This is a genomic window from Streptomyces sp. NBC_01275 (assembly GCF_026340655.1).
Taxonomy (GTDB): Bacteria; Actinomycetota; Actinomycetes; order Streptomycetales; family Streptomycetaceae; genus Streptomyces.
In genome coordinates this window covers 7,223,009-7,246,903 of the sequence record NZ_JAPEOZ010000001.1, presented here as the reverse complement: position 1 = coordinate 7,246,903, position 23,895 = coordinate 7,223,009, and the positions used below count along the sequence as shown (strand labels likewise).

General features: G+C 71.1%; 23 protein-coding genes. 8 read left to right on the top strand and 15 right to left on the bottom strand.

Annotated elements, in window-relative coordinates; genetic code table 11:
* Nucleotides 1-55 precede the first annotated feature (55 nt).
* Nucleotides 56-2,152 (bottom strand): APC family permease, encoded by a 2,097-nt coding sequence (locus OG562_RS32170; RefSeq protein ID WP_266404229.1) that lies wholly within the window; start codon nucleotides 2,150-2,152, stop codon nucleotides 56-58.
* A 442-nt stretch (nucleotides 2,153-2,594) separates the two neighbouring features.
* Here OG562_RS32170 and OG562_RS32165 point away from each other — a divergent pair, with 442 nt between their 5' ends.
* Nucleotides 2,595-3,263, top strand: a complete 669-nt coding sequence (locus OG562_RS32165) for a TrkA family potassium uptake protein (protein WP_266404227.1) — start codon at nucleotides 2,595-2,597, stop codon at nucleotides 3,261-3,263.
* Complete coding sequence (locus tag OG562_RS32160) at nucleotides 3,263-3,940, top strand: TrkA family potassium uptake protein (protein WP_266404224.1); 678 nt, start codon at nucleotides 3,263-3,265, stop codon at nucleotides 3,938-3,940. Before OG562_RS32165 ends, OG562_RS32160 begins: the two co-directional genes overlap by 1 nt.
* A gap of 159 nt (nucleotides 3,941-4,099) precedes the next feature.
* Here OG562_RS32160 and OG562_RS32155 read toward each other — a convergent pair whose 3' ends face one another.
* The 7 genes from OG562_RS32155 to OG562_RS32125 form a co-directional block, all read right to left on the bottom strand.
* On the bottom strand, nucleotides 4,100-4,873 hold the full coding sequence (locus OG562_RS32155) for a DUF3159 domain-containing protein (protein ID WP_266404221.1): 774 nt from the start codon (nucleotides 4,871-4,873) through the stop codon (nucleotides 4,100-4,102).
* Between the two features lie 3 nt (nucleotides 4,874-4,876).
* The gene (locus OG562_RS32150; protein ID WP_078890401.1) at nucleotides 4,877-5,275 is read right to left on the bottom strand and encodes an OB-fold nucleic acid binding domain-containing protein; all 399 of its coding nucleotides are present in this window, start codon (nucleotides 5,273-5,275) and stop codon (nucleotides 4,877-4,879) included.
* A gap of 43 nt (nucleotides 5,276-5,318) precedes the next feature.
* Complete coding sequence (locus tag OG562_RS32145; RefSeq protein WP_266404214.1) at nucleotides 5,319-6,035, bottom strand: response regulator; 717 nt, start codon at nucleotides 6,033-6,035, stop codon at nucleotides 5,319-5,321.
* Complete coding sequence (locus tag OG562_RS32140; RefSeq protein ID WP_266404211.1) at nucleotides 6,029-8,581, bottom strand: sensor histidine kinase KdpD; 2,553 nt, start codon at nucleotides 8,579-8,581, stop codon at nucleotides 6,029-6,031. Before OG562_RS32140 ends, OG562_RS32145 begins: the two co-directional genes overlap by 7 nt.
* Before the next feature lie 220 nt (nucleotides 8,582-8,801).
* Nucleotides 8,802-9,572 carry a DUF3710 domain-containing protein gene (locus OG562_RS32135; protein WP_266404208.1) on the bottom strand — a complete coding sequence of 257 codons (771 nt, stop codon included), beginning with the start codon at nucleotides 9,570-9,572 and terminating at the stop codon, nucleotides 8,802-8,804.
* 1 nt (nucleotide 9,573) lies between these two features.
* Nucleotides 9,574-10,134 carry a dUTP diphosphatase gene (gene dut / locus OG562_RS32130; RefSeq protein WP_266404206.1) on the bottom strand — a complete coding sequence of 187 codons (561 nt, stop codon included), beginning with the start codon at nucleotides 10,132-10,134 and terminating at the stop codon, nucleotides 9,574-9,576.
* Nucleotides 10,131-10,715 carry a PaaI family thioesterase gene (locus tag OG562_RS32125; RefSeq protein WP_266404204.1) on the bottom strand — a complete coding sequence of 195 codons (585 nt, stop codon included), beginning with the start codon at nucleotides 10,713-10,715 and terminating at the stop codon, nucleotides 10,131-10,133. The genes dut and OG562_RS32125 overlap by 4 nt, the downstream gene beginning before the upstream one ends.
* A gap of 58 nt (nucleotides 10,716-10,773) precedes the next feature.
* On the opposite strand from OG562_RS32125, the gene OG562_RS32120 reads away from it, so the two are divergent.
* Nucleotides 10,774-11,238 (top strand): DUF3093 domain-containing protein, encoded by a 465-nt coding sequence (locus OG562_RS32120; RefSeq protein ID WP_266404202.1) that lies wholly within the window; start codon nucleotides 10,774-10,776, stop codon nucleotides 11,236-11,238.
* A 33-nt stretch (nucleotides 11,239-11,271) separates the two neighbouring features.
* Here the strand turns inward: OG562_RS32120 and OG562_RS32115 are convergent, their stop codons facing one another.
* The 4 genes from OG562_RS32115 to OG562_RS32100 all read right to left on the bottom strand — a co-directional run bounded on the left by OG562_RS32115 (nucleotide 11,272) and on the right by OG562_RS32100 (nucleotide 14,842).
* Nucleotides 11,272-12,219, bottom strand: a complete 948-nt coding sequence (locus OG562_RS32115; RefSeq protein WP_266404199.1) for a hypothetical protein — start codon at nucleotides 12,217-12,219, stop codon at nucleotides 11,272-11,274.
* Between the two features lie 13 nt (nucleotides 12,220-12,232).
* Nucleotides 12,233-12,529 carry a DUF4193 domain-containing protein gene (locus tag OG562_RS32110; RefSeq protein ID WP_003993510.1) on the bottom strand — a complete coding sequence of 99 codons (297 nt, stop codon included), beginning with the start codon at nucleotides 12,527-12,529 and terminating at the stop codon, nucleotides 12,233-12,235.
* Between the two features lie 396 nt (nucleotides 12,530-12,925).
* Nucleotides 12,926-14,182 (bottom strand): HAMP domain-containing sensor histidine kinase, encoded by a 1,257-nt coding sequence (locus tag OG562_RS32105; RefSeq protein WP_266404195.1) that lies wholly within the window; start codon nucleotides 14,180-14,182, stop codon nucleotides 12,926-12,928.
* Between the two features lie 6 nt (nucleotides 14,183-14,188).
* Nucleotides 14,189-14,842, bottom strand: coding sequence for a response regulator transcription factor (locus OG562_RS32100; RefSeq protein WP_003993508.1), 654 nt, complete (start codon nucleotides 14,840-14,842; stop codon nucleotides 14,189-14,191).
* A gap of 416 nt (nucleotides 14,843-15,258) precedes the next feature.
* Here OG562_RS32100 and OG562_RS32095 point away from each other — a divergent pair, with 416 nt between their 5' ends.
* Entirely contained in the window at nucleotides 15,259-15,432 is a 174-nt protein-coding gene (locus OG562_RS32095; RefSeq protein ID WP_019061061.1) for a hypothetical protein, read from the top strand.
* Nucleotides 15,433-15,542: 110 nt separating this feature from the next.
* Here OG562_RS32095 and OG562_RS32090 read toward each other — a convergent pair whose 3' ends face one another.
* Together OG562_RS32090 and OG562_RS32085 are read right to left on the bottom strand one after the other, a co-directional pair.
* Nucleotides 15,543-16,358, bottom strand: a complete 816-nt coding sequence (locus tag OG562_RS32090; protein ID WP_266404191.1) for an inositol monophosphatase family protein — start codon at nucleotides 16,356-16,358, stop codon at nucleotides 15,543-15,545.
* An 8-nt stretch (nucleotides 16,359-16,366) separates the two neighbouring features.
* On the bottom strand, nucleotides 16,367-17,494 hold the full coding sequence (locus OG562_RS32085; protein WP_266404188.1) for a ferrochelatase: 1,128 nt from the start codon (nucleotides 17,492-17,494) through the stop codon (nucleotides 16,367-16,369).
* A 280-nt stretch (nucleotides 17,495-17,774) separates the two neighbouring features.
* Between OG562_RS32085 and OG562_RS32080 the strand changes: the two genes are divergently transcribed.
* The 3 genes from OG562_RS32080 to sepH all read left to right on the top strand — a co-directional run bounded on the left by OG562_RS32080 (nucleotide 17,775) and on the right by sepH (nucleotide 21,752).
* Nucleotides 17,775-19,013: an MFS transporter gene (locus OG562_RS32080; RefSeq protein ID WP_266404185.1), complete on the top strand. Its 1,239-nt coding sequence runs from the start codon at nucleotides 17,775-17,777 to the stop codon at nucleotides 19,011-19,013.
* The gene (locus tag OG562_RS32075) at nucleotides 18,973-20,292 is read left to right on the top strand and encodes a D-arabinono-1,4-lactone oxidase (protein WP_266404182.1); all 1,320 of its coding nucleotides are present in this window, start codon (nucleotides 18,973-18,975) and stop codon (nucleotides 20,290-20,292) included. Before OG562_RS32080 ends, OG562_RS32075 begins: the two co-directional genes overlap by 41 nt.
* Nucleotides 20,293-20,711: 419 nt before the next feature.
* The gene (gene sepH, locus OG562_RS32070; protein ID WP_266404179.1) at nucleotides 20,712-21,752 is read left to right on the top strand and encodes a septation protein SepH; all 1,041 of its coding nucleotides are present in this window, start codon (nucleotides 20,712-20,714) and stop codon (nucleotides 21,750-21,752) included.
* A 166-nt stretch (nucleotides 21,753-21,918) separates the two neighbouring features.
* Here the strand turns inward: sepH and OG562_RS32065 are convergent, their stop codons facing one another.
* A complete protein-coding gene (locus OG562_RS32065) occupies nucleotides 21,919-22,770 on the bottom strand; it encodes a sulfurtransferase (RefSeq protein WP_266404176.1) in 852 nt (283 codons plus the stop codon).
* Nucleotides 22,771-23,066: 296 nt separating this feature from the next.
* On the opposite strand from OG562_RS32065, the gene OG562_RS32060 reads away from it, so the two are divergent.
* Nucleotides 23,067-23,870 carry a VOC family protein gene (locus tag OG562_RS32060; RefSeq protein ID WP_266404173.1) on the top strand — a complete coding sequence of 268 codons (804 nt, stop codon included), beginning with the start codon at nucleotides 23,067-23,069 and terminating at the stop codon, nucleotides 23,868-23,870.
* Nucleotides 23,871-23,895: the final 25 nt, after the last annotated feature.

Genomic DNA, 23,895 nt, shown 5'->3' with positions numbered 1-23,895 from the left:
CTGTCGTCCGGCCGGTCACCACGAGCGGGTGCGCGCGGCGGTGGGCGGCGGTGGGTCAGTCCTTCGGCTCCGAGCCCGACGGCTCCTTCGACTGCCCCGCCTGCGCCTGTCCCTGCGACGGTCCCTGTCCCTGTCCCTGCGCCGGACCGCGCCGCACCGACCCCGGAGCGTTCCACTCCTGCCGCTTGCGAGCCCGGTTCTTCGCCGCCTCCGAGGACTGGAGCTGGTAGGGGATGGACGTGACCATGACGCCCGGCGTGAACAGCAGCCGGCCCTTCAGCCGCAGCGCGCTCTGGTTGTGCAGCAGGTGCTCGTACCAGTGGCCGACCACGTACTCGGGGATGATCACCGACACCGCGTCGCGCGGCGACTCCCGGCGCAGGCTCTTGACGTACTCGATGACCGGCCGCGTGACCTCGCGGTACGGCGAGTCCAGCACCTTCAGCGGTACGTCGATGCCGCGCCGTTCCCACTCGTCGCGCAGTGCCTTCGTCTCGGTCGGGTCGACGTTGACGGTGAGCGCCTCCAGGGTGTCGGAGCGCATCAGCTTGGCGTAGGCGAGGGCGCGCAGGGTGGGGCGGTGGATCTTGGAGATGAGCAGCACGGAGTGGACCCGGGACGGGCGCACGCTGTCGTCGCTCGGCCCCTCGGGAGCGACCAGTTCGGCCGCCACGCCGTCGTAGTGGCGGCGGATCGCGGTCATCGTCGCGTAGAAGATCACCATGCCGAGCAGGGCGACCCAGGCGCCGTGGGTGAACTTGGTGACCAGGACGACGACCAGGACCAGGCCGGTGAAGAAGGCGCCGAAGGTGTTGATCGCCCGGGAGCGGACCATGTGCCGTCGCTTGGCCTGGTCGGTCTCGGTGGCCAGGTGGCGGTTCCAGTGGCGGACCATGCCGGTCTGGCTGAGGGTGAAGGACACGAACACGCCGACGATGTAGAGCTGGATCAGGCGGGTGGAGTCGGCGCCGTAGATCACGACCAGCAGCATGGCCGCGCCGGCCAGCAGCACGATGCCGTTGGAGAACGCGAGGCGGTCGCCGCGGGTGTGCAGCTGGCGGGGCAGATAGCGGTCCTGGGCGAGGATCGAGCCGAGCACCGGGAAGCCGTTGTAGGCGGTGTTGGCCGCCAGGAAGAGGACCAGGGCGGTGGCCGTGGCCAGGACGACGAAGAGGAAGCTGCCCTTGCCGAAGACGGCCTCGGCGACCTGGGTGATCACCGGGTTCTGGACGTAGTCGGCGCCGACCCCGGTGCCGTTCTTGAGCAGGTCGACGGCCGGGTTCTCGGCCATCCTGACGTCGGTCACCAGGGCCAGGACGATGATGCCGCAGAACATGGTGACGGCCAGCAGGCCCATCGCCGCGAGGGTGGTCGCCGCGTTCTTCGACTTGGGCTTGCGGAAGGCGGGGACGCCGTTGGAGATCGCCTCGACGCCGGTGAGCGCCGCGCAGCCGGAGGAGAAGGCGCGCAGCATCAGGAAGACCAGCGCGAAACCGGCCAGGCCCTGGTGCTCGGCCTTGATCGTGTACTCGGCCGTCGGCGCCCGCATCTGGTCGTCGAGGACCAGTCCGCGGAAGGCGCCCCACGCGATCATGATGAAGACGCCCGCGACGAACACGTACGTCGGGATCGCGAAGAGCTTGCCGGACTCCTTGACGCCGCGCAGGTTCATCAGCGTCAGCAGCACGATGACGGCGACCGCGCAGGCCACCTTGTGCTCGACGACGAACGGGATCGCGGAGCCGAGGTTCTCGATGCCGGAGGCGATGGAGACGGCGACGGTGAGGACGTAGTCGACGAGCAGGGCGCTCGCGACGGTGAGGCCGGCCTTGGGTCCGAGGTTGGTGGTGGCCACCTCGTAGTCGCCGCCGCCACTGGGGTAGGCGTGGACGTTCTGCCGGTAGGAGGCGACCACCGTGAACATCAGCACGACGACCGCGAGGGCGATCCACGGGCTGAGGTGGTAGGCCGACACACCCGCGATGGACAGGACCAGCAGCACCTCCCCTGGCGCGTAGGCCACGGAGGACAGCGGGTCGGAAGCGAAGACGGGCAGGGCGATGCGCTTCGGCAGGAGCGTTTCTCCGAGCCGATCACTGCGCAAAGCGCGCCCGATCAGAATCCGTTTGGGCACGTCGGTCAGTTTGGACACAACAGAGGATCGTAAGCCTTCGAACACGGGGCCGCCCACCCTCCCCCGGGCTCGGCCGGGCGATGCCTTGCCGCGTCTGCCTCCCGGGTGAAATCAGCCACGCGTCCGCTGCGGATTCCACAGCCGCGCCGATCGCCATGTCTATATGACAAACCCCGCCCCACTGCCGCCCCTCGGACGCCTCCCGGAGGTTCCATGCCCGCGACCGCGGAGATCATCGGCGCCGCCTGCACCCTCGTAGGCCTCGGAATCCTCACCTTCCTCAGCGTCTGGAGCATCAGCCGTCGCTGATCGCGCGAAGGGCGCACAGGCAGTGCACGGGGGTGCCGTGCGCCGACCGCGCGTGTGAAGCTTGGTCGACGGTCTGAGACCCTGTTTACAGCCAAGCCAGACAACTCTTGACTTCTTGACTTCTTGACTTATTGACCTCGGAAGGACGGTTGTGCACATCGTCATCATGGGCTGCGGCAGAGTGGGTTCCGCTCTCGCCCAGACCCTGGAGCAACAGGGGCACACGGTCGCCGTGATCGACCAGGACCCCACCGCCTTCCGACGCCTTGGCTCCTCGTTCGGCGGCCGCCGGGTCACCGGAGTCGGCTTCGACCAGGACACCCTGCGCGAGGCGGGCATCGAGGAGGCCGGCGCCTTCGCCGCCGTCTCCAGCGGCGACAACTCCAACATCATCGCCGCCCGCGTGGCGCGCGAGATGTTCGGCATCGAGAACGTCGCCGCCCGCATCTACGACCCCCGGCGCGCCGAGGTCTACCAGCGCCTCGGCATCCCCACCGTCGCCACCGTCCGCTGGACGGCCGACCAGATGCTGCGCCGGCTCCTGCCCTCGGGCGCGGAGCCGCTGTGGCGCGACCCCACCGGGGGCGTCCAGCTCGCCGAGGTGCACGCCGCCCCGTCCTGGGTCGGGCACAAGATCAGCAAGCTGCAGGAGGAGACGGGCGTGCGCGTGGCGTTCCTGACCCGCCTCGGCGAGGCGATGCTGCCCACCTCGCAGACCGTGCTGCAGGAGGGTGACCTGGTACATGTCATGATGCGCACCGACGAGGTCGAGAAGGTCGAGGCCTCGTTCGCCGAAGGCCCGCAGGAAGGCGGTCACTGATGAGGGTCGCCATTGCCGGAGCCGGCGCCGTCGGTCGCTCGATCGCGGCCGAACTGCTGGAGAACGGTCACGAGGTCCTGCTCATCGACAAGGCGCCGACCGCCATCTCGGTCGAGCGCGTCCCGCAGGCGGAGTGGCTGCTCGCCGACGCCTGCGAGATCACCTCCCTAGACGAGGCGGCGCTCCAGCGCTGCAACGTCGCCATCGCCGCGACGGGCGACGACAAGGTCAACCTGGTCGTCTCTCTGCTGGCCAAGACGGAGTACGGCGTCCCGCGCGTCGTGGCCCGCGTCAACAACCCCAAGAACGAGTGGCTCTTCAACGAGTCCTGGGGCGTCGACGTCGCCGTCTCCACCCCGCGTCTGATGTCGGCCCTGGTCGAGGAGGCGGTGAGCGTCGGCGACCTGGTCCGGCTGCTCCGCTTCAGCCACGGCGACGCCAACCTCGTCGAGCTGACCCTCCCCGAGGAGTCGGCGCTGGCCGGCACCCAGGTCGGCGACGTCGAGTGGCCGGAGGACACCTCCCTGGTCACGATCATCCGCGGCACCCGAGTCCTCACCCCCACCCGCGAGGACTCCCTCGAACCGGGCGACGAACTGCTCTTCGTGGCAGCTCAGGCCCGGGAGGAGCAGCTGGAGGATCTGTTGTCGGTACGACGCGACGACGCAACCGGGTGAGTCAACTCAGCACGTCTGAGGGTCCCCCCTCGGGGGGAGTCTGAGGACGAGGCCCGTTCAGGGCCGAAGCGGGGGTCTGGGGGCGGCAGCCCCCAGCACCTCGGCCGTCCCGACGGTTCAGCAGGCACCCCGACGGTTCAGCAGCCGCCGCGACGGGGTTCAGCCGTCCCGACGGTGCCGCCCGGCCACCTCACCGGCGGCAGCCTTACGCTCGGCCTCGGCCTTCTCCTCGGCCTCCATCTCCGCGAACACGTCGATCGGCGCGGGCGCCTTCGCCAGGAACACCCACGTCAGATACACGGCCAGCAGGAACGGCGGGATCTTCAGCGCGACCAGGACCCAGCCCAGCTGCGCGGTGTTCGCCCACCAGTACAGCGGGAAGAGGATCGCGCACTTGGCGAGGAGGATCAGCCCCCACGCCCAACTCGCCTTCGCGTAGGCCTTCTTGCGGCCCGGATTGCGGGTGCGCCAGGAGAGGTTCTCCTTGAAGACCGGCCCGAGGATCAGCCCGATCAGCGGGACCCCGCACAGGGTCGTGATGATGTACGCCAGCGCCAGGCCCAGCGTGTAGAGCATGCCCGGCAGATAGAAGTCCTTCGCGTTGCCGGTCATCATCGCGAAGACGACACCGAAGGCGACGCCGAAGACACCGCTGAACGCGTGCTTGACCGTGTCCTTCATCACCAGGCGCACCACGACCAGGACCAGCGACACCGCGAGCGCGGCGATCGCGGACATGTGCAGGTCCTTGTTGATCGTGAAGATGGTGACGAAGAGCAGTCCGGGCACCACGGTCTCGACCATGCCCCGCACGCCGCCGAACGCCTCGAACAGCGCGGCCTCGGTCACCGCCCGGGCGTCGGCCGCGGCGGTGTCCTCTGCGGTCGAGTCCTCCGCGGTCGTGTCTTCGGTCGGCTTGTCGAGCGACGTCACCGGCTACTCCCTACCAAGGGGTCTCAGTTCGTACTTCGGGTTGAACAGCACGCGGCGGCCCCGGCTCATGGAGACCCGGCCCGACGCTATGAGCCTGCGCCCCGGTTCTATCCCCACGATGGAGCGCCTGCCCAGCCACACCACGTCCAGCGCGGCGCTGCCGTCGAACAGCTCGGCCTCCAGGGCCGGAACTCCGGCGCGCGGCCGCAGGGTGACCGTGCGCAACGTACCAGTAACCGTGACGATCTGTCGGTCCTGGCAGTCTCCGATCCGGGTGCAGCCGGCCGTCTCGGCGTCCTCGCGCAGCTCCTCGGACTCCAGGTCCTCCTGCGACGAGGAGAGCCGGTCGAGCATGCGCCGGAACCGGCCCACCGGCTTTTCGGAACGAGGAACAGCACTCATATCTGAAGCGTACCGGGACGCGCCGACACCGCCGTACCTGCTCTCACTTCTCGAACCGATACCCCATCCCCGGCTCGGTGATGAAGTGCTCGGGATGCGAGGGATCGGTCTCCAGCTTCCGTCTCAGCTGTGCCATGTACACGCGCAGATAGTTCGTCTCCGTCCCGTACGACGGCCCCCACACCTCCTGCAACAGCTGCTTCTGGCTGACCAGACGGCCGGTGTTGCGCACCAGCACCTCCAGCAGATGCCACTCCGTGGGCGTCAGCCGTACGTCCTTCCCGGCCCGGTTGACCTTCTTCGCGGCCAGGTCGACGGTGAATCCGTCGGTCTCCACCAGGACCTCGTCCTCGCCGCCCCCGGCGGGCTCGGCCCGGCGTACGGCGGCCCGCAGCCGGGCCAGCAGCTCGTCCATGCCGAAGGGCTTGGTGACGTAGTCGTCGGCGCCCGCGTCGAGCGCCTCGACCTTCTCGTCGGAGGAGTGCCGGGCGGACAGCACCAGGATCGGCACCCGGGTCCAGCCGCGCAGCCCTTTGATCACCTCGACGCCGTCCATGTCGGGCAGCCCCAGGTCGAGGACGATCACGTCCGGGTGGCGGGCGGCGGCGAGCTGAAGGGCGGTGGCGCCGTCGTGGGCGGCGTCGACCTCGTACTTGCGTGCCCTGAGGTTGATCACGAGGGCGCGTACGATCTGCGGCTCGTCGTCGATCACGAGCACCCTCGTGGGGATCTGGGGAGTCCCCCCGGCCGGGCTCAGCATGAGGTCTGCCTTTCGGGTCGTGCCACAGGTTGCGGTGCGGGGCGGAGTCCCGCCGCGCGCACGGTGAGGACCATGGTGAGGCCGCCGCCGGGAGTGTCCTCGGCGGTGAGCGTGCCGCCCATGGCCTCGGCGAAGCCGCGCGCGACGGCGAGGCCGAGGCCCACCCCGGCCCCGCGCGGGGCGTCGCCGTAGCGCTGGAACGGCGCGAAGATCCGCTCCTTGGCCTCGTCGGGGACGCCCGGACCGCGGTCCACGACCCGTACCTCGACCCGGTCGGCGAGGGCGCTCGCCGAGACCAGCACGGGCTCGCCGGCCGGGCTGTACTTGACCGCGTTCTCGACGAGGTTGGCCACCGACCGCTCCAGCAGCCCGGCGTCGACGGCCACCATGGGCAACGTCTCGGGGATGTCCAGTTCCACGCTCTCCTCCGGGTCCGGGACCCCGCCGAGCGCCATCGGCACCACCTCGTCGAGGTCGATCTCCCGGATGATCGGCGTGACCGTGCCGGTCTGGAGGCGGGACATGTCGAGCAGGTTGCCCACCAGGTGGTCGAGGCGGTCGGCGCCGTCCTCGATGCCCTCCAGCAGCTCCGCCTGGTCCTCCTCGGACCAGGCCACGTCATCGGATCGGAGCGAGGAGACCGCCGCCTTGATCCCGGCCAGCGGCGTCCGCAGATCATGGCTCACGGCGGCCAGCAGCGCCGTACGGATCCGGTTGCCCTCGGCGAGCGCGCGGGCCTGGTCGGCCTCCTCCTGGAGCCGTCTGCGGTCCAGGACGACGACGGCCTGCGCGGCGAAGGCGGCCAGCACCCGCCGGTCCTCCGCGGGCAGCACCCGGCCGGTCAGGGCCAGCGCCATGTGGTCGCCGACCGGCACGTCCACGTCGGCGTCCTCCGGCCGCTCGACCGGCTGCCCGACCCCGACGTGGCCGGCCCGGGTCCAGGGCGCTCGGTCGCCCTCCCGCTCCAGGAGCGCCGCCGACTCCATGCCGAAGATCTCCCGCACCCGCTCCAACAACGCCTCCAGACTGGTCTCGCCGCGCAGCACGTTGCCCGCCAGGTAGGACAGGATCTCCGACTCGGCGCGCAGCCGGGCGGCCTGGTGCGTACGCCGGGCCGCGAGGTCCACGACCGAGGCCACCGACACCCCCACGCCGACGAAGATCACGATGGCGACGATGTTCTTCGGGTCGGCGATCGTCCAGCGGTGCAGGGGCGGCGTGTAGAAGTAGTTCAGCAGGAGCGAGCCGACGGCCGCCGAGGCCAGTGCGGGCAGCAGCCCGCCGAGCAGGGCCGCCGCCACGGTCACGGCCAGGAAGAGCAGCATGTCGTTGGCGAGGCCGAGGTGGACGGTGTTCAGCAGCAGTGCCAGCACCGCCGGGCCGGCCACGCCGACCAGCCAGCCCCAGATGATCCTGGCCCGCCCGAGCCGCGCGCCCCGGGCCACCGGCAGTCCCCGCCCCTTGGCGACCTCGTCGTGGGTGACGATGTGCACGTCGAGGTCGGATCCCGACTCCCGGGCCACGGTCGCGCCGACGCCGGGCCCGAAGACGTACTGCCAGGCCTTGCGGCGGGAGGAGCCGAGCACGATCTGGGTGGCGTTCACGCCCCGCGCGAAGGCGAGGAGCGCGGCGGGTATGTCGTCGCCGACGACATGGTGGAAGGTGCCGCCGAGGTCCTCCGCGAGGGTGCGCTGGACCGCCAGTTCCTTGGGCGAGGCCGAGGTCAGGCCGTCGCTGCGCGCTATGTACACGGCCAGGACCTCGCCGCCGGCGCCCTTCTCCGCCAGCCGCGCCGCCCGCCGGATCAGCGTGCGCCCCTCCGGACCGCCGGTCAGCCCTACGACGATCCGCTCCCGGGAGCCCCAGATCGCCGACACCCGGTGCTCGCTGCGGTACTGCTGGAGGTATTCGTCGACCCGGTCGGCGACCCACAGCAGGGCCAGCTCCCGCAGGGCGGTGAGGTTGCCCGGGCGGAAGTAGTTCGACAGGGCCGCGTCGACCTTGTCCGGCCGGTAGACGTTGCCGTGCGCCATCCGGCGCCGCAGCGCCTGCGGGGACATGTCGACCAGCTCGACCTGGTCGGCGCGGCGGACGAACTCGTCGGGCACGGTCTCCTGCTGCCGCACCCCCGTGATCGACTCGACGACGTCCCCGAGGGACTCCAGGTGCTGGATGTTCACCGTGGAGACCACGTCGACGCCGGCGGCGAGCAGTTCCTCCACGTCCTGCCAGCGCTTGGCGTTGCGCGAGCCCGGGACGTTGGTGTGGGCCAGCTCGTCCACCAGGGCGACCTGCGGGCGGCGGGCGAGGACGGCGTCCACGTCCATCTCGGTGAACGCGGCGCCCCGGTACTCCAGTTCCCGGCGCGGGACCTGTTCCAGCCCGTGCAGCATCACCTCGGTGCGCTGCCGGCCGTGGTGCTCGACGAACCCCACCACGCAGTCCGTGCCGCGCTCCAGCCGGCGGTGCGCCTCGGACAGCATCGCGTACGTCTTGCCCACGCCCGGTGCCGCACCGAGGTAGATCCGAAGCTTGCCGCGTGCCATGGCCTCATTGTCTTCTCGTCCTCGGGTGGCTGCTGCGTCCGCAGCGTCGACCCTACGACCAACAGTTCCGACAAAAGGGACGGGGCGGGGCGCGGGGAACGCCTTTGACGCAACCCTGACGCGACGGATCCGCAGGCCGAGCGCACGACGAAGGGCCGCACCCTGGTGCCGGGTGCGGCCCTTTGCGCCGTACGGTATGACGTTTGCCGTCTGCGTCTGGCTAGCGGACCTCGGTGATCTCCGGTCCGCGCTGCAGCTGGCCCATGCCGCCGGAGAAGCGGGAGCCTTCCTGCTCCTGCTGCTGGACGCCCTCGGGCACCATCTGCGCGTCGTTCGGCAGCTTGAGGACGATCGGGTCGCGGGGCGCCATCGGGCCCTCGCCGCGGACCACGACCGTGTCCCGGAAGATCTGCTCGAGCAGGCCCGCGGCCTGCGGCTGCACCGCGCCCTGGCCCGAGATCACTCCGCGCAGGAACCAGCGGGGACCGTCCACGCCGACGAACCGCACGACATGGAAGCCGCCCGTGCCGTCCGGCAGCTGCACCGGCACCTGGGCCCGCAGCTCCCAGCCCAGCGGGCCCTCGACCTCGTCGATGATGCCGCCCTGCTGGGTGATGCCGGAGCCGATCTCCTCGCGCACCTCGCCCCAGATGCCCTCGCGCTTGGGCGCGGCGAAGGCCTGCAGCTGGATGGCGCTGTCGCGCAGCACGACGGTCGCCGCGACGATCGCGTCGCCCGCGACCTCGACCCGCAGCTCCATGCCGTCGACGCCCGGCACGAACAGACCGCCCAGGTCGACCCGGCCCTCGGCCGGGTCGCGGACCTCGGAGTCGTCCCAGGGCCCGTCGGGCCGCGGCTCCGGCTCGAGCCGTACGCGCTCGCGCTCGCCCGTTCCCTCTTCGTCCGCCTCAGTGTCGACACTGTCGACGACCTGCTCGGCCTCGCCGGCCGCGTCCTCGGCGGCACCCTTCTTCTTGCGACGTCCGAACACGTCACTGTCCTTCCCGGTCGGATACGACCGAAGCGTATCGATTCCCACCCGTCGCGCCGCCCGCGGCGGCCTGAACGCTTGTGCCGCTGTCGCCGCCCACCGCGGCATGCCCGCCGGAGGAACCGAAGCCCCCTGCGGCCCGTGCCGAGTCGGGAAGCTCCGCGACCTCCTGGAAGCGGACCCTCTCGACCTGCTGGACGACCAGTTGGGCAATCCGGTCGAAGCGCTCGAACCGCACGGACTCGCGCGGGTCGAGATTCACCACGATCACCTTGATCTCCCCACGGTACCCGGCATCAACCGTCCCCGGGGCATTCACGAGGGCCACACCGCACCGCGCGGCCAGCCCCGACCGGGGGTGCACGAAGGCCGCGTACCCCTCGGGCAGCGCGACGGACACCCCCGTGGGCAGCACGGCCCGCTCCCCCGGCGCCAGCTCACAGCTCTCCGTGGTCCGCAGATCGGCCCCCGCGTCACCGGGGTGCGCATACGTCGGAAGCGGTACGTCGGGATCGACGCGCCGGATCAGGACGTCGAGTTCTCGACGGGACGCAGGGCTCACGGGTTCACCTCGAAGGCGCGAGCGCGCCGGATCTGGTCCGGGTCGCTCATCGCGGCCCGGATCTCCCGCTCGCGCCCGTTGTTCACGAAGTGCTCGACGTCCACCTCGACGAAGAGCGCGTCGGCACGGACGGCGACGGGCCCCTCGGGGCCGCCGATCCGTCCGGTCCCGGTGGAGTAGATCTTCCGGCGGGCCACCGCCGTCACCTCGGCCTCCAGGTACAGCGTGGTGCCGACGGGCACGGGCCGCACGAAGTCGGTCTCGAGCCGTCCGGTCACGGCGATCGTCCGCAGCAGCCAGTTCAGCGAGCCGAGCGTCTCGTCGAGGGCGGTGGCCAGGACACCGCCGTGGGCGAGTCCGGGCGCGCCCTGGTGGGCGGGCTGCACGGTGAACTCGGCGGTGACGGTGACTCCCGCGCCGGCCCGCGCCTCCAGGTGCAGTCCGTGCGACTGCCCGCCGCCGCACCCGAAACACTGTTCGTAGTGGGCGCCGAGAAGCTCGCCGGGCGCGGGAGCATCGGGGTGCCGCACGGGTTTCACCGCGTCGGCCGGGGGCTGAAGAGCCGGGGAAGTACCACTCACAGCCGCAGACCTTACCCGCGCGTCGATGGGTTCCGGACACCGTGCCAAGCTTGGCTTCATGCAGCTTTCCGCCACCCCTTACGAAGAACGCCTGACCGCCCCTCGCTCGTGGTGGTTCGTCTCGTTCCTCGTGGGCGTCTCCTTCGCCCTGATCCTGCTGCCCTTCGGCACCCTGCCGCTGCTCGGCGGTCTGGTCGGCGGCACCGCGGCCGCGGCGGTCGTGGCCAGCTCCTACGGGTCCCTGCGCATCCGTGTGGTGGGCGACTCGCTGATCGCGGGCGAGGCGAAGATCCCGGTCGCGGCACTGGGCGAGGCGGAGATCCTGGACGCGGAGGAGGCGCGCGCCTGGCGCACGTACAAGGCCGACACCCGGGCCTTCCTGCTGCTGCGCTCCTACATCCCCACGGCGCTGCGCGTGGAGGTCACCGACCCGGCCGACCCGACGCCGTACCTGTACCTGTCGACGCGGGAGCCGGAGCGCCTGGCGCAGGCCCTGAAGACGGCCCGGGAGGCGACGGCCTAGGCAGGCGGCCCTCCCGCGCCCGCACCAGTCCGCTCAGCGCCCGAGTTCCCAGGGGTTTCCGGGGATCTCCCCCACGTCGATCGGCTCCGCCGGCTTCTCCAGCGGAGGCAGCTCGGGCAGTGCGTCCCACGGCACCTGCATCTTCCGCAGGTCGGTCCGGATCTTCGCGGCGACTCTCCTGGTGTCCCGCCGGTTCATGACCGCGCCGACCGCGGCGCCCACCATGAAGGGCATCAGGTTCGGCAGGTCGCGGACCATCCGTTTCATGATCTGCTGACGCAGCTCGCGCTTCATCTGGCCGCCGAGCGCGGAGTTGATCGAGGACGGCTTCAGGACCTGCACGCCGCGTTCACCGGACCACGAGCGCAGGTAGGCGCTGCTGCGGTCCTTGAGGTTTCCCTGCGGCCGTACGCCGTACACCTCGTGCAGTTCGGCGATCAGCTTGAGCTCGATCGCCGCGACGCCGGTGATCTCCGCGGCCAGTTCGGTCGGCATCGCGGGCGGCACGGGCAGCATCGCGGCCGCGCCGATGCCCGCTCCGACGGTGGACGTGGCGTTCGCCGCGCCCGCCACGAGCTTGTCGGCGAGCTCCTCGGGCCCGAGGCCCGGGAACTGCCTGCGGAGCGTCTGGAGGTCCCGTACGGGGATCCTCGGGGCGATCTCGATGATCCGGTCGGCGAGGTACGCCAGTCCTCTCCTGGCGCGGTCACCGCCCTTGCGGACGCCTTCCCGGGCCAAGTGCCTGGCCTTGTCCCGGATCACCGCCGCCCGTCGACTGGCGACGGGGGCGGCGTCTTGCTTCGGAGCCGGGAGGTCAGCCCGGTCGTCCGCCGGTTCGAGCGAGGCCGATCCCGCAGGGACCAGTCCCGTGCCGGATGAGCCTCGCTCGTCGTCACGCACGCCGTGAGGGCCGTCGGACGACCCTTTGTCCGCTCCCCCGAAGGGGAAACGGCGCTTCCGAGAGGGGGTCGAGCCAGTCACGGCCGACCCCTCCTCAGTCGCAGTCGCGGCAGATCGGCTGACCGTTCTTCTCGCGGGCCAGCTGGCTGCGGTGGTGCACCAGGAAGCAGCTCATGCAAGTGAACTCGTCCTGCTGCTTGGGCAGCACCCGGACAGCCAACTCCTCGTTCGAGAGGTCTGCTCCGGGCAGTTCGAGGCCCTCCGCGGCCTCGAACTCGTCTACGTCTACAGCGGAGGCGGACTTGTCGTTCCTCCGGGCCTTGAGCTCTTCAAGGCTGTCGGAGTCGACGTCGTCATCGGTCTTGCGTGGGGTGTCGTAATCGGTTGCCATTTCGCCTCTCCCCCTCTGGGTGTCTGCGGTGTCTCCAGCGCACGTAACGCGTGAGAGGCCGGACTTGTGCCCGCCTCGAGGCGGAGATTTTGCCTCACATCAAGGTCTGTTACTCAATCGACACCCAACCGGACTCCTCATGAGTGATCGGCTTGGATGGCGATCGGGACCGTACACGGTCCGAATGCCGCACTTCAAAGGCGTCTCACCGTGTACTTCCCGTGATCAGGACCCCCGAAAACCCGGATTTTCCGGGCTTTACAAGGGTCTTCATGATCACAGAGAGTAGATGGCCGGAAATTCGCCTTTGTGATCGATCACACACGGGAGGGCCTGGCCGGAGTTCTGAAAATTCCGCGCAAAGCGAACATCCCCGCGTGTGTCGGCGACATGATCTCAGACGGGAAGGGCGACCCGCATCACGAGCCCTCCTCCCTCGCGCGGTCGGGCCACGATATGGCCGCCGTGAGCCCGGGCCACGGACCGGACGATGGACAGGCCGAGCCCGACGCCCTTGTCGCTGCCCGTGCGCTCCGTACGCAGCCGCCGGAAGGGCTCGAAGAGGTTGTCGACCTCGTACGCCGGCACGACCGGCCCGGTGTTCGACACCACCAGGACCGCCTGGCCGTGCTCGACCTGGGTGGTCACCTCGACCCAGCCGTCCTGCGGGACGTTGTACCGCACCGCGTTCTGCAGGAGGTTCAGGGCGATGCGCTCCAGCAGCACGCCGTTTCCCTGGACGACGGCCGAGGCCCGCTTGCCGCGGATCTCCACGCCCTTGGCCTCCGCCTCGCCGTTCACCTGGTCGATGGCCTGCCCGGCGACCTCGGAGAGGTCGACCGGCTTGCGCTCGACGATCTGGTTGTCGCTGCGGGCCAGGAGCAGCAGGCCCTCGACGAGCTGCTCGCTGCGCTCGTTGGTGGCCAGCAGCGTCTTGCCGAGCTGCTGGAGCTCCATCGGCGCGTTCGGGTCGGAGAGGTGCACTTCGAGGAGGGTGCGGTTGATCGCCAGCGGGGTCCGCAGCTCGTGCGAGGCGTTGCCCACGAAGCGCTGCTGGGCGGTGAAGGCCCGCTGCAGGCGCTCCAGCATGTCGTCGAAGGTGTCGGCCAGCTCCTTCAGCTCGTCGTCGGGCCCGTCCAGTTCGATACGGCGGGACAGGTCCGAGCCCGCCACCGCGCGCGCGGTACGGGTGATCCGGCCGAGCGGGGACAGCACCCGGCCGGCCATGGCGTAGCCGAAGGCGAAGGCGATCACGGCAAGGCCGAGCAGGGCCAGCAGGGAGCGGCTGAGCAGGTTGTCCAGGGCGACCTGGCGCTGGTGGTCGATGCACGCGCTGACCGCCGCGTCGAACTGGCTGAGCGTGAGGTTGCTGGCGTTGTTGATCGCGGGGCAGTTGTCGCTGGTGACCTTGATGATGTCGCTGCCGCCCGTGATCTTGAAGAGCGGCTGGTTGCCCGTCTTCAGGGCCTGCGCGGCCAGCAGGTAGATGATCGACAGCAGCAGGATGCCGGCGATCAGGAACATGCCGCCGTACAGCAGCGTGAGCCGTATGCGGATGGTCGGGCGCAGCCACGGGAAGGGGGCGGCCTGCGGCCTCCTGGGGTCCCAGGTGGGCTTCGGGGGCGCCTGGGGAGGCGCGGGCGTCGCGGCCACGGCGGATCAGATCCGGTAGCCGGAGCCGGGGACGGTGACGATCACCGGGGGTTCGCCGAGCTTACGGCGCAGGGTCATGACGGTCACCCGCACGACGTTGGTGAAGGGGTCGGTGTTCTCGTCCCAGGCCTTCTCCAGAAGCTGCTCGGCGGAGACCACCGCGCCCTCGCTGCGCATCAGCACCTCCAGGACGGCGAACTCCTTGGGCGCGAGCTGGACCTCCTTGCCGTCGCGGAAGACCTCGCGGCGGTTGGGGTCGAGCTTGATGCCGGCGCGCTCCAGGACGGGCGGCAGCGGCACGCTGGTGCGCCGGCCGAGGGCACGCACGCGTGCGATGAGCTCGCTGAAGGCGAAGGGCTTGGGGAGGTAGTCGTCGGCGCCGATCTCCAGGCCCTCGACACGGTCGCTGACGTCGCCGGACGCCGTGAGCATCAGCACGCGGGTGGGCATGCCGAGCTCGACGATCTTGCGGCAGACGTCGTCGCCGTGCACGAGCGGGAGGTCACGGTCGAGGACGACCACGTCGTAGTCGTTGACGCCGATGCGCTCCAGGGCGGCCGCACCGTCGTACACGACGTCGACGGCCATGGCCTCCCGGCGCAGTCCGGTGGCCACCGCATCGGCGAGCAGCTGCTCGTCCTCGACGACGAGTACGCGCACGTCGCTTGTCCTTCCTGTGTCCACCCGCGTAGCGCTCGGTGAGCGTGCGTGGGCAGGGGGCTGGGTGAGTGTGGCCTCCATCCTGCCCTTTTCGGCCATAAGTCGGCTGTAAGACGGGGACGAGCGGGATGAAGGACGGGTGTGAAGCCCGGGAATGCCAGATTTTCTCGCCGGGTTGAGGTTTCCGTGGAAGAGAGCAGGGGGAGGACGGCTTTACACCCCGCGATCACGCTCTGCATGTGCCACAGCACCATGTGGTACTTCGCGCTCCGCTTGCCGCAGAGCGGGCGTGGGTGTCCGGCACCGTCGCCGCCCGGCAGGGCAGCGCTGGGCACCTACAGGAGACGTGATCGCCCCTTCCCAACCCGGCACACCCCCGTGCCAACGACCCACGACCCAGGACGAGGGGGCGCAGCATGGACGCATTCACCGCAGGACTTCTGCAGCGCATAAGGGCGACCGAGACCGACCTGACGCGGGCTCGCGACGAGGGCGACGACTTCCTCGTCGAGGTGGAACAGGCTGAGCTCGACGACCTGCGCCGCCTCGCCGCCGACCACGGTGTGGAGGTCGGCGCGACGAGCGTCTGAGCAGTTCGCACGTCTGAGCAGTTCGCGTGCACGACGGAGGGGCCCCGGCGAATCCAGCGCCGGGGCCCCTTCGCGTGCCCGCCTCGTGAAGGCGTCCGCCTCGTGACGGCTCAGTCGTGCCAGGCGCCGAAGTCCTCCAGGAGCCGCTGGAGGGGCTCGAAGACTCCCGGGGTACCGGCGACCGTCAGATCGCGTGCGGGACGCTCTCCGGGGCGTCCACCGGTCAGCGCGCCCGCTTCCCGGGCGATGAGGTCCCCCGCGGCCAGGTCCCAGGGGTGCAGACCGCGCTCGTAGTAGCCGTCGAGGCGGCCGGCGGCCACGTCGCAGAGGTCGACCGCGGCCGAGCCGCCGCGCCGGATGTCCCGCAGGAGCGGGATCAGCCGCTGGGCGACGTCGGCCTGGTGGGCGCGGACCTCGGTGACGTAGTTGAAGCCGGTGGAGACCAGGGCCTGCTCGAGGGGCGCCGTGGGGCGGCAGGCCAGGGCGCGCTCGCCCTCCCAGGCGCCGGTGCCCCAGGCGCCGCCGCCGCGGACCGCGTGGTACGACTCGCCGCGCATCGGGATCTCGACGGCCCCGACGACGGTCTCGCCGTCCTGTTCCGCCGCGATGGAGACGGACCAGGTGGGCAGCCCGTAGAGGTAGTTGACCGTGCCGTCGAGCGGGTCGATCACCCAGCGGATGCCGCTGCTGCCCTCGCTGGAGGCGCCCTCCTCTCCGAGGAAGCCGTCGTCGGGGCGGTGGTCGGAGATCAGGTCCGTGATCAGCTTCTCGGCCGCGATGTCCATCTCGGTGACGACGTCGATGGGGCTCGACTTGGTGGCGGCGACCGCGAGGTCGGCCGGGCGGCCGTCCCGCAGCAGTTCGCCGGCCCGGCGGGCGGCCTCCCTGGCGAGCTCGAGCAGGTCCGTGTGCAGGGGGTCGGTCACGGGAGTCCTCACGCGTAGGGGCTGTCGGCGCCCGCGGCGGCGGGCTTGGGCGCGCGCGCCGGGCAGCAGCCGACGGGGCAGAGGTCGTGGCCGGGGCCGAGGGTCCCGAGGGCGCAGGGGGCGACCGGCTGTCCGCTCTCGGTCGCGGCGCGCTCCAGGACGAGCTCGCGGATCGCGGCCGCGAAGCGGGGGTCGGCGCCGACGGTGGCCGAGCGGCGCAGCGGCAGGCCCAGCTCCTCGCCCTTGGCCTTCGCCTCCGTGTCGAGGTCGTAGAGGACCTCCATGTGGTCGGAGACGAAGCCGATGGGGGCCATCACGACGGCCGGGACCCCGGCGGCGTGCCGCTCCTCAAGGTGGTCGCAGATGTCCGGCTCCAGCCACGGGATGTGCGGGGCGCCGGAGCGGGACTGGTAGACGAGCTGCCAGGGGTGGTCGACGCCGGTGCGCTCGCGGACGGCGTCGACGATCAGCCGCGCCACGTCCAGGTGCTGCTCGACGTACGCCCCGCCGTCGCCGTGGGCCCCGACCGGGCCGGAGGAGTCGGCCGCGGCGGTGGGGATGGAATGGGTCGAGAAGGCGATGTGCGCGCCGTCCCGGACGTCCTCGGGGAGGTCGGCGAGGGACTCGATCACGCCGTCGATCATGGGCTCCAGGAAGCCCGGGTGGTTGAAGTAGTGCCGCAGCTTGTCGACCTTCGGCAGGTCGAGGCCCTCGGCCTCCAGGGCGGCCAGCGAGTCGGCGAGGTTCTCGCGGTACTGGCGGCAGCCCGAGTACGAGGCGTAGGCGCTGGTGGCGAGGACGAGGACGCGGCGGCGGCCGTCGGCGACCATCTCGCGCAGGACGTCCGTCAGGTACGGGGCCCAGTTGCGGTTGCCCCAGTAGATCGGCAGGTCCAGGCCGTGGTCGGCGAAGTCCTTGCGCAGGGCGTCCAGCAGGGCGCGGTTCTGGTCGTTGATGGGGCTGACCCCGCCGAACAGGAAGTAGTGCTGCCCCACTTCCTTGAGGCGTTCCTTGGGGATGCCTCGCCCGCGCGTCACGTTCTCCAGGAACGGGACCACGTCGTCCGGGCCTTCCGGGCCGCCGAAGGAGAGCAGGAGCAGGGCGTCGTAGGGGGTGGCATCGAGCGCGTCTCGCATGAGTCGATCCTGCCACCCGCCTCTGACAGCCGGGAAACGGCGGGGTGACGGGCGAGAGCCGGGGCGAAGGGTCAGAGGGTGCGGGGCGAAGGCGGGGGGGCGGGGGTGCCACCTGCGCGGAAAGGTGCACACCTGGTGCGTTAGGGTTGCCTAACTCGTAAGCTGTATGGGCTGCCTTCACGCCTTACCGAGCGTGACCGGACAGTGTCGAGCCGCCTTCTCCCCTCTCGCGCCGAGCCGTCACGCGCGCGTGACCGGACCGGACCCATCGGAGACCTCCGTGCCCAGCCCGTACCGCGCCCTGTTCGCCGCCCCCGGCTCCAAGGGCTTCTCCGCCGCGGGGTTCGTCGGCCGGATGCCCTTGTCGATGATGGGCATCGGCGTGGTCACGATGGTCTCCCAGCTCACCGGCCGTTACGGGCTGGCGGGCGTCCTGTCGGCGACCATCGCGCTGGCGGCCGCGGTCTTCGGGCCGCAGATCTCACGCCTGGTGGACCGGCACGGGCAGCGAAGGGTGCTGCGTCCCGCGACGCTGGTCGCGCTCGCGGCGGCGGCCGGACTGCTGCTGGCCGCGCACTTCGAGTGGCCGGACTGGGTGCTGTTCGTGTGCGCCGCCGGCATCGGCGCCGTGCCCAGCCTCGGCGCGATGATCCGGGCCCGCTGGGCGGCCCTGTACCGGGGCACCCCGCAGTTGCACACCGCGTACTCCTTCGAGTCCGTGGTGGACGAGATGTGCTTCATCTTCGGGCCGATCATCTCCATCGGTCTGTCGACGGCCTGGTTCCCGGAGGCGGGGCCGCTGCTGGCCGCCTGCTTCCTCGCGGTCGGCGTCTTCTGGCTGACCGCCCAGCGGGCCACCGAGCCCGAGCCGCACCCGCGCGAGGAGCGCGGCGGCGGCACGGCGCTGCGCTCGCCCGGCCTGCAGGTCCTGGTGTTCACCTTCGTGGCGACGGGGGCGATCTTCGGGGCGGTCGACGTGGTCACCGTGGCCTTCGCCGACGAGCGCGGCCACCAGGGCGCCGCGAGCGTCGTCCTGGCGCTGTACGCGGCCGGCTCGTGCGTCGCCGGACTCGTGTTCGGACTGCTGCGCCCGAAGGGGGCGCCGGAACGACGCTGGCTGCTGGGCGTCACCCTGATGGCCGTGAGTATGATCCCCCTCCTACTGGTCGGAAACTTGCCGTTCCTGGCCGTGGCGCTGTTCGTTGCGGGCCTGGCCATCGCTCCCACGATGATCACCACGATGTCCCTCATCGAAGAGCACGTACCTCGCGCGCAACTGACCGAAGGCATGACCTGGATCAGCACCGGGCTCGCCGTCGGGGTGGCGCTCGGCTCCTCCATCGCCGGCTGGGTCATCGACTCGGCCGGTGCGCGGGCCGGGTACGGGGTTCCGGCGGTGTCCGGGGCCGTCGCGGCCGCGGTCGGTTTCCTGGGGTACCGCCGGCTCAGCAGGCCGGCTCCGGGTCGGGGAGGCTCCGTTGGGCAGCACAGCGAGCGGGAAGAACGGCACGTGGCGTAACTGGGGCGGGAACGTCTCCGCACGTCCCGCGCGGGCGGTCATGCCCGCCTCCGTCGACGAACTGGCCGCGGCCGTGCGCCGGGCCGCCGAGGACGGGCTGAAGGTGAAGGCGGTCGGCACCGGGCACTCCTTCACGTCGATCGCCGCCACGGACGGTGTGCTGATCCGCCCTCAGCTGTTGACCGGGATACGCGCGATCGACCGAGACGACATGACCGTCACGGTCGAGGCCGGCACCCCGCTCAAGAGACTCAACCTGGCTCTCGCGCGCGAGGGCCTGTCGCTCACGAACATGGGCGACATCATGGAGCAGACGGTCTCCGGGGCCACCAGCACCGGCACGCACGGCACGGGACGCGAGTCCGCCTCGATCGCCGCCCAGATCAAGGGCCTGGAGCTGGTCACCGCCGACGGATCGGTGCTCACCTGCTCCGAGAAGGAGAACCCGGAGGTGTTCGCGGCCGCTCGGATCGGCCTCGGGGCCCTGGGCATCGTCACCGCGATCACCTTCGCCGTCGAGCCGATCTTCCTGCTCAGCGCGCGCGAGGAGCCGATGCCGTTCGACCGGGTGCTCGCCGAGTTCGACGAACACTGGGCCGAGAACGAGCACTTCGAGTTCTACTGGTTCCCGCACACCGGCAGCACCAACACCAAGCGCAACAACCGCAGCGCGGGCCCGCGCGAGCCGGTGGGGCAGGTCGCGGGCTGGATCGAGGACGAGTTCCTCTCCAACGGCGTCTTCCAGGCGGCCCAGTGGGTCGGCCGCGCGGCGCCCGCCACGATCCCGACGATCGCCCGGATCTCCAGCAAGGCCCTGTCCGCGCGGACGTACACCGACATTCCCTACAAGGTCTTCACCTCTCCGCGCCGGGTGCGGTTCGTGGAGATGGAGTTCGCCGTCCCGCGCGAGGCCGTGACCGGGGTGCTGCGCGAGCTGAGGACGACCGTCGAGCGCTCGGGCCTGCGGATCAGCTTCCCCGTGGAGGTGCGCACCGCGCCGGCCGACGACATCACGCTGTCCACCGCCTCCGGCCGCGACAGCGCGTACATCGCCGTCCACATGGTCAAGGGCACGCCCTATCAGGCGTACTTCACCGCCGCCGAGCGCATCTTCACCGCGCACGAGGGCCGGCCGCACTGGGGCAAGGTGCACACCCGGGACGCGGAGTACTTCGCCGGGGTCTACCCGCGCTTCGGCGAGTTCACCGCGCTGCGGGATCGGCTGGATCCCGACCGCCTGTTCCAGAACGACTACTTGCGGAGGGTTCTGGGGTCGTAGCGAACAGCTGCGCCGGGACCGGTTCCATTTCTACCGATTGCGTGAAGTACACCACTTTCAAGATCGCCAAAAGGGCGTCCAGCACGGCCAAGTCCCACCTCTTGCCAGAAGTTGGGTGGCGCGCCAATCCACGCACGTGGCCCAAATGGAGTACTGTTGCGAGCCCTGGGGCCCGGTCTCCCACCAGGATGTCCGGGGCCTTGCTGGACCGCCAGGAGGGGACCCAGTTGCACAGGGTGACGACATTGGTCACTTAGCGTGGCGAATCAGTAACCGTGTCATAACGGCGATCAAGGGCCCCTGCCCGACACGCCGGGCAACTCGGCAAGGTTGTGGCAGGCTGCACCCGGGCAGGCCACACTCGACTAGCGGAAGCAGCGACGCACGTGACGTCGGCAGGCACCACCCGGGAGGTCCCCATGCCCGAACTGCGTGTCGTGGCCGTCTCGAATGACGGCACACGGCTGGTGCTGAAGGCTGCGGACAGCACGGAGTACACGCTTCCGATCGATGAGCGTCTGCGCGCCGCCGTACGCGGCGACCGTCCCCGCCTCGGCCAGATCGAGATCGAGGTGGAGAGCCATCTCCGCCCCCGCGACATCCAGGCGCGTATACGTGCCGGCGCGACCGCGGAAGAAGTCGCGCAGATGGCAGGCATCCCCGTCGATCGCGTACGGCGTTTCGAGGGCCCCGTGCTGGCCGAGCGCGCCTTCATGGCCGAGCGGGCCCGCAAGACGCCCGTCCGCCGGCCCGGAGAGAACGCGGCCGGGCCACAGCTCGGCGAAGCCGTCCAGGAGCGGCTGCTGCTGCGCGGCGCCGACAAGGACACCGTCCAGTGGGACTCGTGGCGCCGCGACGACGGCACCTGGGAAGTCCTGCTGGTCTATCTGGTCGCGGGCGAACCGCACTCGGCGAGCTGGACGTACGACCCGCCCCGGCGGCTCGTCCAGGCCGTCGACGACGAGGCGCGCTCGCTGATCGGTGAGTCCGACGACCTCACCGCGCCGGAGCCCAGCTTTCCGTTCGTCCCGCGGATCGCACGGCTGCCGCGCGACCGCACGATGGACCGCGCCCTGGAACGGCCGACTCCGCCCGCGCCGCCGTCCGAACCGGCCGAGGAGGCCGTCGGCGAGCGGGAGCGGGACTCGCTGACCAGCCTGCTGGAGGCGGTGCCGAGCTTCCGGGGCGACCTGGTCGTCCCGGAGCGTCCGTCGGAGCCCCCGACAGAGGAGCCGGACGAGCAGGATCCGGACGCCGAGGAGCCCCCGGCCCCCGCCGCGTCCGCCGGTTCCGCCTACGCGGACGTGCTCATGCCGCGCTCCGTCGGCAGCCACCGTGACCGGCTCATCGGCGCGACCGACCGGCAGGCCGAGGCGGACGGCGTCCGTCCGGGCCGCCGGGCCGCGGTGCCGAGCTGGGACGAGATCGTGTTCGGGACCCGGCGCAAGAAGCAGGAGTAGTAGAAGTAGCAGGGGTAGCAGAAGAAGGAGCGGGAGTGGGCCGCCGCAGGGGCGCACACCGGTTGATACGTACGGGAGGGCCGCACCTGTTCGGTGCGGCCCTCCCGCATGTCCGCGTCGCACCCGCGTGACGCGGGCCCGCGTCACGCCTTCGCGCGAGGAGGGGTCATCGGGGGTCGGGGCCGACGGCGACCGGTCGGGCCGGGTCCGAGGACCACTCCGACCAGGAGCCCACGTACAGCGCGGCCGGGATGCCCGCCGCGGCCAGGGCCAGCACCTCGTGGGCGCCGGAGACGCCCGAGCCGCAGTACACGCCCACCTCGGCCCCGTCGTGGGCCCCCAGCGTCTTGAAGCGGCTGCGCAGCTCCTCGGCGGGCAGGAAGCGGCCGTCCGGGCCCACGTTGGCGGTCGTGGGCGCGGACACGGCGCCCGGAATGTGCCCGCCGACCCGGTCGATCGGCTCGACCTCGCCCCGGTACCGCTCCCCCGCGCGGGCGTCGAACAGCACCCCGGAGCCGGCGAGCGCGGCGGCCGCGTCCGCGTCGAGGAGGCCCACGGCCCCCGGCGTCGGCGCGAAGTCGCCCTCCAGGGGCGCGGGGACGTCGACCGAGAGCTCCCCCTCCCAGGTCGGCAACCCGCCGTCGAGGACCCGCACGTCCGGGTGACCCGTCCAGCACAGCAGCCACCATGCGCGGGCCGCCGCCCAGCCCTGTCCGCCGTCGTAGACGACCACCGGCCGGCCGGCCGAGACGCCCGCCCGGCGCATCGCGGCGCCGAACTCCGTGACGTCGGGCAGCGGATGCCGGCCGCCGGTCCCGGGCGTGCCGGCGAGCTCCCGGTCCAGGTCGACGTAGACCGCGCCGGGCACGTGTCCGGCGGCGTACGCGGCCCGGCCGTCGAACGGCGGCTCCCCTGCCGCCTTCGCCAGGGTGAGCTGCCAGCGGACGTCGAGCACGACCGGCGGGTTGGCCCCCGTCAGGTCGCTCGCGAGTTCGGATGCGGAGATGATGGCGTTCATGGCCACCATCCTTGCGCACGGGGTGGCCCCATCGCCCATGTCCGGCTACTGTGCTCGGCCGGACAGGCCCGATCACGAGGCGTACGGGATCGGGCACGTGCCGTACAGGCGATCGACATAGGGCGACAACCGTACGGACACCGAGGGAAGACGGCACATCGGGCATCCTCCGTCCCGGGGCACGGAGCGGCGGTCCGCCCGAGGGCGTGACGCCAGGGGTGGTGCGTACACCACCGGCTCGGTTCCGGAGAGCGGAAGCGACGCGGCCACCGCGAGGGGCCGAGGAGAGAGTGACGATGACCGAGGGACGCGGGTCGGCCGGCCTGAACGGCGCGGCGCACGCTCGGTACGCGACCGGCACACCCTGTTGGGTGAGTCTGATGGTGCACGGGTTGACGACGACCCAGGCGTTCTACGGCGAGCTGTTCGGTTGGGAATTCCAACCCGGTCCACAGCAGCTGGGCCCCTATGTGCGGGCTCTGCTCGACGGCCGTGAGGTGGCCGGCATCGGCCAACTGCCCCCGGACCGGCATCTGCCCGTCGCGTGGACGCCCTACCTGGCCTCGGACGACGTGGACGCGACCGCCGAAACGGTACGGCTGTGCGGCGGCACGATCGGCGTCGGCCCGCTGGACGCCGCCGACGCCGGCCGGCTGGCGATCGGCTCCGATCCGGCGGGCGCCGTCTTCGGCATCTGGCAGGCGGTGGCCCACCCCGGCACGGACCTCACCGGCGTCCCCGGCACGCCCGCCTGGAACGAACTGGTGACCTTCGAGACCGAGAGCGTCGCCAAGTTCTACGAGACGGTATTCGGCTACGAGGAGGAGGCCGTGGTCTCCGCCGACTTCGACTACGTCACCCTGCACGTCGCCGGCCGTCCCGTCGCCGGCCTGCACGGCGTCGGCAACAGCCTGCCCCGGGACCAGGGTCCGCACTGGATGACGTACTTCGAGGCGGCGGACACGGATGCCTCCCTCGCCCTCGTCACCGACCTCGGCGGGCGCGTCCTCGCCCCGGCCCGGGACAGCGCCCACGGGCGCGTGGCGACGGTGGCCGACCCCGAGGGGGCCCGCTTCGCCCTCATCGAGGGACCTCGCTAGGGAGGGCTCGCTCAGGCGGTCGGGC